General features: G+C 36.7%; 13 protein-coding genes. 2 read left to right on the plus strand and 11 right to left on the minus strand.

Features of this window, described 5'->3' with window-relative positions; genetic code table 11:
* Nucleotides 1-39: 39 nt before the first annotated feature.
* The 6 genes from B5X53_RS10215 to B5X53_RS10240 all read right to left on the minus strand — a co-directional run bounded on the left by B5X53_RS10215 (nucleotide 40) and on the right by B5X53_RS10240 (nucleotide 3,907).
* Nucleotides 40-579, minus strand: coding sequence for a mechanosensitive ion channel domain-containing protein (locus tag B5X53_RS10215; protein WP_079713129.1), 540 nt, complete (start codon nucleotides 577-579; stop codon nucleotides 40-42).
* A gap of 151 nt (nucleotides 580-730) precedes the next feature.
* Entirely contained in the window at nucleotides 731-1,321 is a 591-nt protein-coding gene (locus B5X53_RS10220) for a Maf-like protein (RefSeq protein WP_079713130.1), read from the minus strand.
* Between the two features lie 75 nt (nucleotides 1,322-1,396).
* The gene (locus B5X53_RS10225) at nucleotides 1,397-2,314 is read right to left on the minus strand and encodes a geranylgeranylglycerol-phosphate geranylgeranyltransferase (protein WP_079713131.1); all 918 of its coding nucleotides are present in this window, start codon (nucleotides 2,312-2,314) and stop codon (nucleotides 1,397-1,399) included.
* A gap of 8 nt (nucleotides 2,315-2,322) precedes the next feature.
* A complete protein-coding gene (locus B5X53_RS10230) occupies nucleotides 2,323-2,649 on the minus strand; it encodes a DMT family transporter (RefSeq protein ID WP_079713132.1) in 327 nt (108 codons plus the stop codon).
* Nucleotides 2,650-3,162, minus strand: coding sequence for a KdsC family phosphatase (locus B5X53_RS10235; RefSeq protein ID WP_079713133.1), 513 nt, complete (start codon nucleotides 3,160-3,162; stop codon nucleotides 2,650-2,652).
* Nucleotides 3,146-3,907: a Rossmann-like and DUF2520 domain-containing protein gene (locus tag B5X53_RS10240; RefSeq protein ID WP_079713134.1), complete on the minus strand. Its 762-nt coding sequence runs from the start codon at nucleotides 3,905-3,907 to the stop codon at nucleotides 3,146-3,148. The genes B5X53_RS10235 and B5X53_RS10240 overlap by 17 nt, the downstream gene beginning before the upstream one ends.
* Nucleotides 3,908-4,029: 122 nt before the next feature.
* Between B5X53_RS10240 and ccsA the strand changes: the two genes are divergently transcribed.
* Nucleotides 4,030-7,218 carry a cytochrome c biogenesis protein CcsA gene (ccsA, locus tag B5X53_RS10245; protein ID WP_079713135.1) on the plus strand — a complete coding sequence of 1,063 codons (3,189 nt, stop codon included), beginning with the start codon at nucleotides 4,030-4,032 and terminating at the stop codon, nucleotides 7,216-7,218.
* A gap of 165 nt (nucleotides 7,219-7,383) precedes the next feature.
* Here ccsA and fumC read toward each other — a convergent pair whose 3' ends face one another.
* On the minus strand, nucleotides 7,384-8,781 hold the full coding sequence (fumC, locus tag B5X53_RS10250) for a class II fumarate hydratase (protein ID WP_079713136.1): 1,398 nt from the start codon (nucleotides 8,779-8,781) through the stop codon (nucleotides 7,384-7,386).
* A gap of 182 nt (nucleotides 8,782-8,963) precedes the next feature.
* On the opposite strand from fumC, the gene B5X53_RS19185 reads away from it, so the two are divergent.
* Nucleotides 8,964-9,140, plus strand: coding sequence for a hypothetical protein (locus B5X53_RS19185; protein ID WP_093302571.1), 177 nt, complete (start codon nucleotides 8,964-8,966; stop codon nucleotides 9,138-9,140).
* A 93-nt stretch (nucleotides 9,141-9,233) separates the two neighbouring features.
* On the opposite strand, the gene B5X53_RS10255 is transcribed toward B5X53_RS19185, so the two are convergent.
* The 4 genes from B5X53_RS10255 to prfB form a co-directional block, all read right to left on the minus strand.
* Entirely contained in the window at nucleotides 9,234-11,762 is a 2,529-nt protein-coding gene (locus tag B5X53_RS10255) for a TonB-dependent receptor (RefSeq protein WP_079713137.1), read from the minus strand.
* 118 nt (nucleotides 11,763-11,880) lie between these two features.
* Nucleotides 11,881-12,252, minus strand: a complete 372-nt coding sequence (locus tag B5X53_RS10260; protein ID WP_079713138.1) for a hypothetical protein — start codon at nucleotides 12,250-12,252, stop codon at nucleotides 11,881-11,883.
* 28 nt (nucleotides 12,253-12,280) lie between these two features.
* Nucleotides 12,281-12,625, minus strand: coding sequence for an arsenate reductase (glutaredoxin) (gene arsC, locus B5X53_RS10265; RefSeq protein ID WP_079713139.1), 345 nt, complete (start codon nucleotides 12,623-12,625; stop codon nucleotides 12,281-12,283).
* A gap of 68 nt (nucleotides 12,626-12,693) precedes the next feature.
* A protein-coding gene (gene prfB / locus B5X53_RS10270; RefSeq protein ID WP_143533256.1) for a peptide chain release factor 2 occupies nucleotides 12,694-13,792 on the minus strand; the annotation gives its coding sequence in 2 pieces (ribosomal slippage) (nucleotides 12,694-13,728 and nucleotides 13,730-13,792; 1,098 coding nt in all).
* Between the last annotated feature and the right edge of the window lie 61 nt (nucleotides 13,793-13,853).

The following is a 13,853-nucleotide window of genomic DNA, read 5'->3' on the forward strand; positions in this document are numbered from 1 at the left end:
ACCTGTAAATTTTTTGCGATTTGTGGCGTGATACGTTCTTTAAAGACTGCTTTTATCACCGTCAAGGTATACATCTTTTGCTATTAAAGAAACCGCTTTTTGCAGAATTAAGTTATTTGGATAGGTGATTAATTCCCCTTCTAAAGTCCTGAGGTGTAAATGAAAAGCCTTAATGTCTTCAATAATAGCTTCAATAGGCATATCCTTATCGTGAATCTTTATTTTGTCTCCAATTTTATACGGAAAGGAAAAGAAAAGAATTACCCCGGAAGTGATATTGCTAAGAATTGACCAAATAGCAAAAAGCGCAACGCCAAGCACTGCAAAAACCGAAGAAAATATCAAGGAAAGCTCGGTTAGACCCATGCCCCAGGCAATGGCTAATAAGAAAACCGCGATAAACAGGATAAGAATATTGATATATTTAAACATTAGCCGGGTTCTGGTGAAATCTATTTCACTGCGTTTTCCAACCCTATGTGCTGCTTTTTTAAGTAAAAACTGAACAATTAACAAGGCAAATACCGTAATTATCGTGTAGGTAATTTCAGTTCTGTACTGAGTAAAAACTTCAAGCATTTTAGTTCCTATAATTTTATATAAAGGTAAATTTAAAAAGCTATTTTCAAATAAAATTTGTCGACTAATTTAAAAATTATATTCTCGGTTTTTAGTTGATGTTAAGCTTTAATTTTTCATATTTAATATATTTAAAATCAAACTATTAAAATTAAAAAGATGCAAGATCAAGTAGTTCATTATAAACTAAATGTGTAGGCAGGCCAACAACATTAAAATAACTTCCTTCCAAATTGCTTATGCCAATAAGGCCAATCCATTCCTGGATGGCATAACCTCCAGCTTTGTCAAAGGGTTTAAAATTTTCAACGTAATAATCAATTTCGCCGCTGGTAAGATCTTTAAAAGTTACTTTGGTTTCGCAGTTTACGGTAGATTGGTGATGGCGAGTGGTAAAACATACGGAGGTAAAAACACTGTGGGTTTTACCTGACAATGATCTAAGCATTTCTTTAGCTTCAGCTGCAGTTTCAGGTTTTCCCATTGCTTTTTCTTTATTATAAACAATGGTATCGCTCGTAATTAAGATTTGGTCTTTTTTTAATTCTTTCTGAAAAGCTTCGGCTTTTAACTGGGCCAGGAAATCGGTTATTTCTTCTTTTTTAAGGTAGTCGGGACAAACTTCTTTCACCGGCCTTACATCGGTTTTAAAGGGAATATCCAGGTCTTTAAAAAATTGGTGACGTCTCGGTGAGCCTGAAGCGAGAATTATTTCTTTATTTTTTAAAAGTGCTTTTAGCATAGTTATATTATTAAAATCCCTGTAAGATAAGATTATTTGGAAAATTGGTTCATTGCAAAGTGCCGACTATAAATGCTACGAAGTAAGAATAAACTGGTAAAAGCCTATAGAGATAAGTCCGAAAAACAAGATGATTTTCAGTATTAAACTCAGGTGAGCATAATCTTTTTTCTTTTTAGCTTCCCAAATTCGAACCTGAAAATAGAGTAGTGGAGCAAGGATAAAAACCAAAGCGTAGATTACTAGAAAAGTATTTTCAATAAGGTAATTGTAAGTATAAGAAACAATAGCAGCGACCGGTAATATACCAATTGCAAAAATTATCTTATTAGTACGTCTGTGCCCAAGTATAATGGGAAGGGTTTGTATTCCGACATTGTAATCTCCATTTACATCTTCCTGATCTTTTACCATCTCCCGTAAGAAATTGATTAAAAAAGCGAAAATCGCATAATCCAGTAAAATTGAAAATAGTAAAGACTGAATCTGTTTATTTTGTGCATTTATCGCGGGAAAAAGATCTAACACCGAAGGTAAAAGCACCACAAAACCAACAAGCAAACTAATTAAAACATTTCCGAGCACAGGAATTTGTTTTAAATAGCTTGCATACAAATAGAGTAATGCAGAAGAGAAGATAAATATTGCAACAAAACCCGGTTTACCTAGTAAATTAGACAGGTAAAAACCAATTCCTACGCCAATTACATTCAGTATAATAAATAAGTTATTCGCTTTTTTTTCTGAAATTTTGTTTCCAATAATCAGCTTTTCAGGCTTATTAATTTTATCGGCCTGTACGTCATAAATATCATTAATCACATAACCCGAGGCGGCAATACAAAGCGTGGCTAGGGTCAGCAGTGCATAACCAAAAGTGCTGAGCGTAATTGCGGCACCAAATTCTTCAAAAAATGAAAATTTTACCAGAATTAAAGTCAGTGCGATAAAAATAAGGTTAGACCAGCGAATTAGCTTTAGATATGCCATCATATTTTGAGTTATTCAGAAACAAATTTTAAACCTATAATGGAAATAATTAAGGTGCTTAAAAAAAAGATGCGCCAGAAATGCGCAGGTTCTTTGAAGATAAAAATACCCAGCAAAACTGTGCCAACAGCTCCAATGCCCGTCCAAACTGCGTAAGCAGTACCTATGGGTAAGGTTTGAGTGGCTTTATAAAGCAGCAGCATACTTAAGGTAAGTGACACTAAAAAACCAACAAACCAAAGGGTGCTGGTATTCCCCGATGTGACTTTCATCTTTCCCAGGCAAAATGCGAAACCGACTTCAAAAAGTCCGGCGAAAATAAGTATTATCCAATTCATTTATTCTTTGTCAATCCATTTTCCCTGTACCTTCATCACCTGCTCAATTACGTCGCGAACACAGCCTTTTCCGCCTTTTCTATGCGAAACATATTTGGAGATTTCCTTTACCTCGGTTACAGCGTCCTGAGGGCAGCAAGGTAAACCCACGAGTTTCATAGGATAATAATCAGGGATATCGTCTCCCATATATAGAACATCTTCTGCGTTGATTTCATAAATATCGAAGAATTCATCCATTTGTTCTACTTTATCGTGAATACCAAGATAAATATCGGTAATACCAAGATCTTTAAGCCTTTTGCGAACGCCTTCGTTTTTCCCGCCCGAAATAATACAAACCGTATAACCGGCATTTTGGGCAGCTTTTAGTGCATAACCATCCTTAATATTCATAGTTCGCAGGAGCTCCCCTTCGGTACTAATTTGAATGCTTCCATCGGTTAGCACTCCGTCTACATCAAAAACAAAGGTGTTAATTTGGTTTAGGTATTCTTTATAATTTTTTTCCATGGAAATGTTGAATAGATTGGGTTAAAAGGCTGTAAATATCCTTATGATTTTTTGATAGAAGTGCTAAATGTGCCTCAATTGTTTTTTGATCATTTCTTATAGCCGGGCCAGTTTGTGCAGCTTCTGGCGATAAGCTTTCAATTTTTGAAGCGGTTTCCTTAATAAGTGGTTTTAAAATACTAAAATCTACCTGATTTTTTTCGCAAATTTCAGCTCCAATTGTATATAAATGATTGCTGAAATTATTTACAAAAACTGCCGCCAGGTGTAAAGCTTTGCGTTGTTCAGAATCTATTTCTCGAACGTCTTTTGTGATTTCCAACGCCAGTTTTTTAATTTTTCCTAAATTTTTGGCTGAATTTGCTTCGATACAAACCGGAATTTCCGCAAAATCTACCGATTTGTTTTTTGAAAAAGTTTGCAGCGGATAAAACACCCCGAAATTATCCAAACGTTCCAGAGTTTTTATACTTACCGCGCCCGAAGTATGTAAAGCAATCCCCGGGATATCTTTTAAATTTTCGGAAATTTCATAAATCACATCATCTTTTAAAGCGAGTAAATAGAAATAGGCCGGTTTTAAATCGCTGATATTGCTTGTAGTATCGGTGTGCTCTTCAAAATATTTTAGGCTTTCTTTCCGGTGATTATATACCTGAATTACCCTGGTGTTTTCTGCTTTAGAAAACGCCTTAAAAAGGTGGAAAGCAACATTCCCGGCACCTAAAATTACCACTTCTGTCATTCGGCTAAATTATTAAAAATAATGAGGCAATAAAATTAACATTCGTGTAGGAGAATGTATTGGTTTTTACTGTTTCAAACCGTTAAAATTCCTTAAATTTGCGGGCTTAAAAGAGTTACTTCATGCAGAATAAAATAGCCTCTGTCATATTTTCTACACGTATAATGGCAGTCTTATTTGTGGTCTATGCAATAGCCCTGGCGTTCGGAACATTTATTGAAAGTTGGTACAGTATAGAAACCGCAAGAGTGTTAATATATAACGCCTGGTGGTTTGAAGCAATTATGGTGTTTTTTGTGATCAATTTCGCCGGAAATATTAAACGATATAATCTTCACAAGCGCGAAAAATGGTCTTCACTTTTAATCCATTTATCGTTTGTTTTAATTTTAGTGGGTGCCTTTATTACCCGGTATATTAGTTACGAAGGGGTAATGCCTATTACTGAAGGTGAAACTACCAATATCATGCTTTCAGAAAAAACCTATTTCACCGCCTTTATTGATGGTGAAATTGACGGGGAACCCCGCCGAAGGGTTTTGGAAGAACCGGTGCTTTTTGCTCCGGAAACCGAAAATGATTACGTACTGAATACCGATTATAACGGGCAACCGGTCACGATAGAAGCTACCAATTTTATTTATGGAGCTAAAGAAGAGTTAGTCCCTGCCGATGATGGGGAAAATCACCTTAAACTGGTTGAAGCCGGGGGTGGTAATCGTCACGATCACTATTTAAAAGAGGGCGAAGTTCAAAATATTCATAATGTTTTATTTGCGCTAAATGAACCTACCGATGGTGCAATTAATATAACTTATGAAGAAGAAACCGGAAAATACACTATAAACTCTCCATTTGAAGGCGATTATATGCGAATGGCCGACCAGGAGAAAGGAGATTTAGCAAAAGATTCTACCCAGAATTTGATGCTGCGTTCTCTTTATAATATAGGGACTATGCAATTTGTAATTCCTGAACCGGTGGTAAAGGGAAAATACGATATTGTAAAAACCCCTGAAAAAACTGATGGCCAAAGCGATGCGCTTACAGTTAAGGTCACTTCTGAGGGAGAATTTGAAACCGTTACTATAATGGGTGGGCAGGGAATTCCCAGCGAACCTCATAAAGTAGAAGTCGCCGGACTGGAATTATTTTTGAATTATGGTAGTAAAGAGATAGAATTGCCTTTTGCTTTAAAACTCAACGATTTTATTGCAAATAGATATCCGGGGACTGAAAACAGTTATTCTTCATTTAAAAGTAAAGTTGAAATTGTGGAAGAAGGAAAAGAAAATGTTCCCTACGAGATTTATATGAACCACGTTTTAGATCACAAGGGCTTCAGGTTTTTCCAGGCCAGTTTTATGCCAGATGAAAGCGGAACCGTGCTTTCTGTAAATCACGATTTCTGGGGTACCTGGGTGACTTATATTGGCTACTTCCTGCTTTATTTAGGCTTGATGCTAATTTTATTTGATAAAGGCTCACGCTTTGGAAACCTTAAGGATATGCTTGAAAAAGTAAAGGATAAGAAGAAAAAATTAACTACCGTTCTTATTTTCTTTATGGCTACCGGCTCTATGTTTGCGCAAATTCCGGGAGACGAGCACGAACACGCTGAATCGGCTAAAAGGGAGGTTGATTCTATTATTAAAAGCAACGCCATAAGCGAAGAACACGCGGCTGATTTTGGCCGACTCGTGATTCAGGATGCGGGCGGAAGAATGAAACCCGCTAATACGTATTCTTCAGAATTGCTTCGGAAATTAAGTAAATCTGATTCTTATGAAGGTTTAAATTCAGACCAGATTTTAGTTTCCCTGACCCAAAACCCTATGATTTGGTATAATGTGCCAATTATTTATGTTGAAAAACATAATGATAGTTTACATAATCTTCTTGGGGTAAAGCAAGGAAAAAAATACCTTACGCTAAGTAGTTTCTTTGATGAAACCGGAAATTATAAACTTTCACCACTATTGGAAGAAGCCTACCAGGCAGCCGTTCCTAATAAATTTCAGAAAGATTTTATCAATACCGATAAAAAGGTGAATTTATTATATCGTGCGCTTCAGGGCAAGATTTTGAGAATTTTCCCAATTCCTGAACACAAAAATAATAAATGGGTTTCTTATCCGGAATTAGAGGATGAAGAAGGCGCTTTTAAGGGAATGGATTCAGTATATACCAAACAAATCCTTCCGCTTTATATGACCTCTCTTTCTGATGCGGTTGAAACTGGGGATTACTCAAAAGCGAATCAGTTTCTGGAAAGTATAAAAGGATTTCAGAAGAAATTCGGTTCAGAAGTATTGCCTTCCCAAGATAGAATTGACGCAGAGATAGCGTATAACAAATATGATATTTTTAGGAATCTTTTCTGGATGTATATGGTAGCCGGTTTATTTATGCTGGTTATTGTGATTGTGAAGATTTTTAAAGAAAATAATCTCATTAACTGGCTGGTTAAAATAAGTGCTGGTGTAATAATTCTCCTGTTCGTTTTACACACTTTGGGTTTAATTGCCAGATGGTATATTTCAGGCCACGCACCGTGGAGTGATGCATATGAGTCTATGATATATGTTGCCTGGGCTACGATGTTCTTTGGGTTGGCTTTTGGAAGAAAAAGCACTTTAACCATTGCATCTACCGCCTTTGTAACTTCAATGATTTTAATGATCGCACACTGGAACTGGATGGATCCATCTATTGCAAACCTGCAGCCCGTGTTAGACTCATATTGGTTAATGATTCATGTTTCGGTAATTGTAGGAAGTTATGGTCCATTTACGCTAGGAATGATCCTGGGAGCTGTGGCATTACTTTTAATGATTTTTACTACGGAAAAAAATAAAAAGAAAATGGATCTCAATATCAAAGAGATCACCATTATTACTGAAATGGCTTTAACCGTTGGTTTAGTAATGCTAACTATTGGAAACTTCCTTGGAGGGCAATGGGCTAATGAAAGCTGGGGACGCTACTGGGGCTGGGATCCTAAAGAAACCTGGGCTTTAATTAGTATTATGGTTTATGCATTTGTAATACATATGCGACTGGTTCCTGGATTACGTAGCAGATGGTTCTTTAATTTAATGGCTGTGGTAGCTTTTGCAAGTATTATGATGACCTACTTTGGAGTAAACTTCTATTTAGCTGGTTTACACTCTTATGCTAGCGGAGATAAAGTAATTACCCCAACATTTATTTATTACGCAATTGCAGTAGTAGCCCTGCTGGGAGCAGTTTCTTACTGGAGATTCCAGAAATTTTATGCGAAGAAAAGCAAGAAGAAAATAGAGAAATAAGTTTGGTATAATAGAAGAAGGGCTGTTTGAATGTTTTAAGGAACGTCATCCTGAATTTAATTCAGGATCTAAGTTGTTGTCGAAACACATTAGAAGCTGAACCAAGTTCAGCTTGACGAAATAAAACTTCTCAAACAGCCCTTTTATTTATCAGAAATATTAAAACTATTTAATATTCCCTACCATATCTTTAGGTTGTACCCACTCATCAAATTGCTCTTCGGTAAGGTGCCCTAACTCAACAGCAGCTTTTTTAAGCGTAGTCCCATCATGGTGGGCTTTATTGGCAATTTCAGCAGCTTTGTAATATCCGATTTTTGTATTTAAAGCAGTAACCAGCATTAAAGAATTATTTAAATGTTCTTTGATTCTTGGTGTGTTCGCTTCAATTCCGCGGGCACAGTTAACATCAAAAGATACACAAGCATCACCAATAAGTACTGCACTTTGCAATAAGTTAGCCGCCATAACCGGTTTAAATACATTTAATTCAAACTGGCCCTGCATTCCGCCAACCCCAATCGCCACATCGTTACCCATTACCTGTGCGCAAACCATAGTTAAAGCTTCACATTGGGTAGGATTCACTTTTCCGGGCATAATAGAAGAGCCAGGCTCATTTGCAGGAATATTGATCTCTCCAATTCCACTTCTTGGTCCTGATGAAAGCATTCTAATATCGTTTCCTATTTTATTCAGGGAAACCGCTATTTGCTTTAAAGCACCATGAGTTTCCACAAAAGCATCGTGCGCGGCAAGGGCTTCAAATTTATTTCCTGCGGAAATAAATGGTAATTCAGTGAATTTCGCTATGAATTCAGAAACACGTTTGGAATATCCCTTTGGAGTGTTTAATCCAGTACCAACGGCGGTACCACCAAGAGCTAATTCGGCTAAATGCGGAAGCGTATTTTCAAGGGCATTAATTCCGTGGTCAAGTTGGGCAACATAACCGCTAAATTCCTGCCCGAGGGTTAGGGGAGTGGCATCCATAAAATGCGTACGTCCAATTTTTACCACTTCTTTAAATTCTTCGGATTTTTTCTTTAAAGTATCGCGAAGTTGTCTTACACCCGGAAGTGTCACTTTCGTAATCTTTTGGTAAGCAGCGATATGCATTCCCGTAGGAAAGGTATCGTTTGAAGATTGAGATTTATTTACATCATCGTTTGGCTGAAGGGTTTTATCGCCTTCGCCTAAAGTTTTTCCCGCAAGTTGGTGTGCTCGGTTGGCAATAACTTCATTTACGTTCATATTGCTTTGTGTACCGCTACCGGTTTGCCAAATTACCAAAGGAAACTGGTCGTCATGTTTTCCTTCAAGAATTTCGTCACAAACCTGGGCAATATAATCTCTTTTATCTACCGGTAATGCACCTAATTCGCAGTTGGTATAAGCGGCGGCTTTTTTAAGGTAAGCAAATCCATAAACTATTTCCAGAGGCATACTGGCGGCAGGCCCAATTTTAAAATTATTCCGGGAGCGTTCAGTTTGTGCACCCCAGAGTTTATCGGCCGGAACCTTCACTTCTCCAATAGTATCTTTTTCTATTCTATAGTCCATAATTAATATATTAGTTGTGTCACAAATTTACAAGTTAGCGGCTTTTTTAAAGGTATAAAAACAAAGAATTTGGCCAGTAAATTTTGTGATTTTCATCAATTGCGTATGAATTTCTCACAATTTAATTGTGATAAGCCGTCAAAGCTTACTATCTTTGACCAGATCAAAAAACTTTTGATATTATGTTCGAATTCGACCAATACCTCGGTTTCCTGGCTTTCCTGGTTATTTTAACTATGGGATTCTGGCTTATGATTTTCCTAATGGCTATCTTACCCTATTGGATAGGCGGTTCGGTTGCTGAATTGCTTAAAGAAAAGAAAGAGGCTAGAAAAAAAGCTAAAGAAGAAAAAGCATAAAGAAAGGGACAGTTAATGTCCCTTTTTTATGCTTTGTTTTTAAAAAATAAAATATAAAACCGGCTTATTCAAGCCGGTTTTATTTATTCCCGATTATCCTTCAAATCCAGGATCATCAAAATCTTCGTCACTACCACGTCGTTGTTCGCGCTTTTGCTGATTAAATCTATAAATTACTGAAAAATTAATTTGTCTTTGTCTCCACTGGAATTCACTTTCCCGGTTAAAGAACTCCGTAGAAGTAAAGGATTTTCTTTTTCTAGAGTTTAATAAATCTCTAACGTTTAGAGAAAGCGTAACGCTCTCATTTAGGATTTCTTTACTCAAAGCTAAATCTATAGAGAAAATCCCTTCGTTTTTAGTTTGAGCGTTTTCCTGAGGACCACGATAAAACGCATTGGTTTGCCAATCTACAGCTCCCGGGAGGGTTACCTTAGAACTAAATCTTGCAAACCAGCTCGTATTTTTTGCTCCATAATCTATACCGTTAAATTCACCTTCAGTTTCAAACTGGAAGAAGTTAAAACTACTGTTTAACCTTAACCAATCTGCAGGGTTATAAAGAATACCAAGCTCTCCACCGGTTCTTTTATTAGTAGCTAAATTAATAGGAATGGTTCTAATAATATCAATACCATCTGTTGTTTCCTGACCGGTATTTTCTTCAACCCTTTCAAATGAATCGGTTTCGTGTTGGTAATAAACGGATGTAGTAAAAGTTAGTTTTTCCCAACGTTTTAAGTAACCAATATCGAAGGCACTGGCAAAAGCCGGTTGTAAATTTGGGTTCCCTTGAAATACATTGGTTCTACTTGAACGAGATGGAAATGGATTAATATACCAACCTCTTGGGCGGTTAATCCTTCTGTTATAACCAACAGTTATATTTTCCTCTTCCCCGCCATCACTTGACAGTTCGTAAATTAAATTAACCGTTGGAAACAGGCCTAAATAATTATTGTCAAATTCTGTTTGGATTGGGAATCCAAAAGCTGCTACAAGTTCTTCATCACTTAATCTTGAATCTATATCTCCTTTAAGCTGTGTGTTTTCTAATCTTAAACCTAAAAGGAAAGAGAATTTTCCAAATTTAGTTCCGTATTGAGAATATAGGGCGTTTACGTTCTCTTCGTAATCAAAAATATTGGTAAGCGTATCGTTGGTTACCAAATTCCCGGTAGCCAAATCTTCCTGTTGTAAGCGGTAATCTGTAACTTCGTTTTCAAAATTTCCGCGGTAACCGGCTTCAAACCTGGCATTCTCCCCAAGAGGTAATACATAATCGGCCTGGATTAAATATTCTTTTTGGTCTTCTTCAGTATAAACTTCCTCGCGTTGAAAAGCGCCGGGATTATCCTGATCTGTAGAAATATAATCTTCGTTTATATAAGTGTTTTGAACTTCGGCATCGTTTTCAAACTGAAAATCGGCGGTAAGTTCGTGACCTTCGTCATTAAATTTATTCTGGTAATTTATAGAAATCTGGTAGCTGTTATCTTCTTCGCTCTGCAATTCTCTTCTCAGGGTTTCTTCAACCAAACTACCGCCATTATAACGGTCACTATTGTTTAGTGTTTCGTCCTCATCTTCACCGTAGCGATAAAATAGACTGGCGGTTAAAGAAGATTGTTCAGTAAGAAAATATTCAATTCCAATATTCCCATTGTAGTTTCTATTTAACCGCTCTGTTTCTCTTTCCTCGCGAATTCTCTCATATTCCGGCCTTATAATTTCTCCATCAGAATTAAATCTTCTTAAATATTCTGTATCGCTGAAGTTATTTTGGGGAGCATCAAAATATCGCCATCCAATGTTGGTAAATATATTGAAGTCATTTGTTCTGTAATTCAAATTAGCTGAAAGTCCTGCATTATCTGGATGACCTAAATTTAGATTTACCGAACCGTTAAAACCTAAAGTTTCTTTTTGCCTAAGAATGATATTTAAAATACCAGCTGTACCTTCAGCATCATATCTTGCCGAAGGGGAAGTAATAACTTCTACACGTTCAATAGCTTCAGCAGGAAGTTGACTTAACACGTTGGTATCTCCAAAACCTGCCATTGCAGAAGGTTTTCCATTAATTAGAATCCTAACATTCTGATTTCCTCTAAGGCTAATTCCGCCTTCAACATCTACTGAAACCGAAGGAACGTTATTTAGAGCGTCACTTACGGTACCACCGGCAGTGGTAAGGTCTTTACCAATGTTATAAATCTTTTTATCAAGTTGAACGCTAACCTGTGTAGTTTCGGCCTGAACTAAAACCTCGTCAAGACTATCTGAATCGAGTCCCAGGGTGATAGTTCCTAAACTAAGATCTGAATCTACCTTGCGGTCATTGAATCTTTTTGTTTCGTAAGAAATAAATTCAACAATAACATTATAGGTACCTTCCGGTACTTCTATAGAGAAATTTCCTTGTGAATTTGTTACTACTCCTGTAACATCTGCGGGATCGTTAGCATTAACTATAGAAACGGTTGCAAATTCAAGAGGAGCATCCATCTCCTCGTCCATTACTTTTCCGGAAACTTTATGGGGCCCAGATTGGGCGAAGCCGCTAAGGCTGAAAAAAAGAAAAAACGCTATACTGAGCGTACTCAAGATTTTGGTGGTCATAGAAAATTTTTATTCTTTGACCCCAGCTTTTGGAAATGGTTTAATGGAAATTGGGTTAAACTCGCGTTAAATCCATCTTTTAAATGTTAAAAATACGTTTATCCCTGAGAACCAATACTTAAGATTTACGACTGATTTTCTTATTTAATTCAAGATATTTTTCAAACTGCTTTTTACTCATTAATTTTTGCAGTTTTTTATGTTCAGCTTTCTGAATTTCCTTTAGTTTAAAGATTATTTCATCTTCAGTTAAAGCCGTGGTATTAAGAATTTCATTTTTCTTAAGCGTATATTCTATAATAAGATCCTCCAGTTTGCCGGTTTGTTCAAAATCCAGTTCTAATTCTCTTTTCCAGGTATAGGCTAGTTCCCTTGCAATTTCAAGTAGTTCTTTCCTGCTTTTTCTATGCAGGTAAAAATGGGAAAAAATAAATCCCGCCACTAAAAATCCGGCGGCCCCAATTATAGCTATTTTATGTTGAGTTTTCATTTTTTACTGGTTTGAATTACCAAAACTTTTATTGTAATAAATCTTCAATTTTAGAACCCGGTCGACCTACAACTGCTTTGTTTTTAGTTTCTACAATAGGTCTTTCTATTAATTTGGGATTTTTAACCATTACAGTAATTAATTCTTTATCGCTAAGATCTTTATTTTTATATTCTTCCTTCCAGATCTTTTCGTTTGTTCTAATTAGCTGCATAGGATAAAAACTTAATTTATCCAGAATTTGTTTCAATTCTGCTTCAGAAAGAGGTTCTTTTAAATATTCTCTCACCTCGTATTCTTTTCCGGTGTTTTTAACGATTTCCAATCCTTCCCGGGATTTTTTACATCTGGCGTTATGGTAAACTGTAATCATTATTTTTGGTTTTGGCTTCTTAAAATAAACAATAAATTCTAAATCTAAAATTTATGAGCATAAACTTATCAATCTTCCTGCCGTTGTCCCATCATCATTAAAAAAGCTTTCAAAAATATATCTATATCACCATTCATTACAGCGTCGACATTGCCGGTTTCTTCAGCTGTTCTTACATCTTTAACCAATTTATAAGGATGCATTACATAATTTCTAATTTGTGATCCCCATTCAATCTTCATCTTAGAATCTTCAATTTCCCTGCGCTGCGCCTGCTGCTTCTGAAGTTCAATTTCATACAACTGACTTTTTAGAAGCTGCATGGCTTTGGTTTTGTTTTCCAGCTGAGACCGGGTTTCAGAATTTTCAACAACTATCCCGGTAGGGGCGTGGCGTAACCTAACCGCGGTTTCAACCTTATTTACATTCTGTCCTCCGGCTCCAGAGGAACGCATTGTTTCCCAAGAAATTTCAGAAGGATTTATGTCAATTTCGATAGAATCATCGGCTAACGGATAAACGTAGACCGAAGCAAAGGAGGTATGCCTTTTCGCGTTACTGTCAAATGGGGAAATACGTACCAATCTGTGGACACCATTTTCACCTTTTAACCAACCGAATGCAAACTCGCCCTCAATTTCAAGCGTCACCGTTTTAATTCCGGCAACATCTCCGGCCTGGTAATTGAGTTCCTTTATTTTAAACTTGCGCTTTTCGGCCCACATCAGGTACATGCGCATTAGCATTTCTGCCCAGTCGCAACTTTCGGTACCGCCGGCACCTGCAGTGATTTGTAATACCGCGCTTAATTTATCACCTTCTTCCGAAAGCATATTTTTAAACTCAAGGTCTTCTATAAGGTCTACCGCCTGCTTATATTTTTCTTCCACATCTTCCTGCGTAGCTTCATCTTCCTTATAAAATTCATACAAAACATCTAAATCTTCCACCAAGGTTTCGCCTTTTTCAAATTCGTCTACCCATTGTTTTTCAGTATTGAGATCACGCATTAGTGCTTCAGCTTTTTTAGGATTGTCCCAAAAATCTGGAGCAAAGGTTTTTTCTTCCTGGTTGGAGATTTCTATTTTTTTGGCATCAATGTCAAAGATACCTCCTTAACGCACCAAGGCGCTCTCTGAGATCTTTGATCTGCTCAGTTGTGATCATATACTAAATTTTATAAGGTAAAAATAGAATTTAAGACTGCGACGGGAAAGTATTTAACGAT

This window comes from Salegentibacter salinarum (assembly GCF_900168115.1).
GTDB classification, from domain to species: domain Bacteria; phylum Bacteroidota; class Bacteroidia; order Flavobacteriales; family Flavobacteriaceae; genus Salegentibacter; species Salegentibacter salinarum.

Bases quoted from the DNA above. Each gene is read 5' to 3' on its own strand.
- B5X53_RS10215 (WP_079713129.1), bottom strand. From the start codon at position 579: ATGCTTGAAGTTTTTACTCAGTACAGAACTGAAATTACCTACACGATA.
- B5X53_RS10220 (WP_079713130.1), bottom strand. From the start codon at position 1,321: ATGCTAAAAGCACTTTTAAAAAATAAAGAAATAATTCTCGCTTCAGGC.
- B5X53_RS10225 (WP_079713131.1), bottom strand. From the start codon at position 2,314: ATGATGGCATATCTAAAGCTAATTCGCTGGTCTAACCTTATTTTTATC.
- B5X53_RS10230 (WP_079713132.1), bottom strand. From the start codon at position 2,649: ATGAATTGGATAATACTTATTTTCGCCGGACTTTTTGAAGTCGGTTTC.
- B5X53_RS10235 (WP_079713133.1), bottom strand. From the start codon at position 3,162: ATGGAAAAAAATTATAAAGAATACCTAAACCAAATTAACACCTTTGTT.
- B5X53_RS10240 (WP_079713134.1), bottom strand. From the start codon at position 3,907: ATGACAGAAGTGGTAATTTTAGGTGCCGGGAATGTTGCTTTCCACCTT.
- ccsA (WP_079713135.1), top strand. From the start codon at position 4,030: ATGCAGAATAAAATAGCCTCTGTCATATTTTCTACACGTATAATGGCA.
- fumC (WP_079713136.1), bottom strand. From the start codon at position 8,781: ATGGACTATAGAATAGAAAAAGATACTATTGGAGAAGTGAAGGTTCCG.
- B5X53_RS19185 (WP_093302571.1), top strand. From the start codon at position 8,964: ATGTTCGAATTCGACCAATACCTCGGTTTCCTGGCTTTCCTGGTTATT.
- B5X53_RS10255 (WP_079713137.1), bottom strand. From the start codon at position 11,762: ATGACCACCAAAATCTTGAGTACGCTCAGTATAGCGTTTTTTCTTTTT.
- B5X53_RS10260 (WP_079713138.1), bottom strand. From the start codon at position 12,252: ATGAAAACTCAACATAAAATAGCTATAATTGGGGCCGCCGGATTTTTA.
- arsC (WP_079713139.1), bottom strand. From the start codon at position 12,625: ATGATTACAGTTTACCATAACGCCAGATGTAAAAAATCCCGGGAAGGA.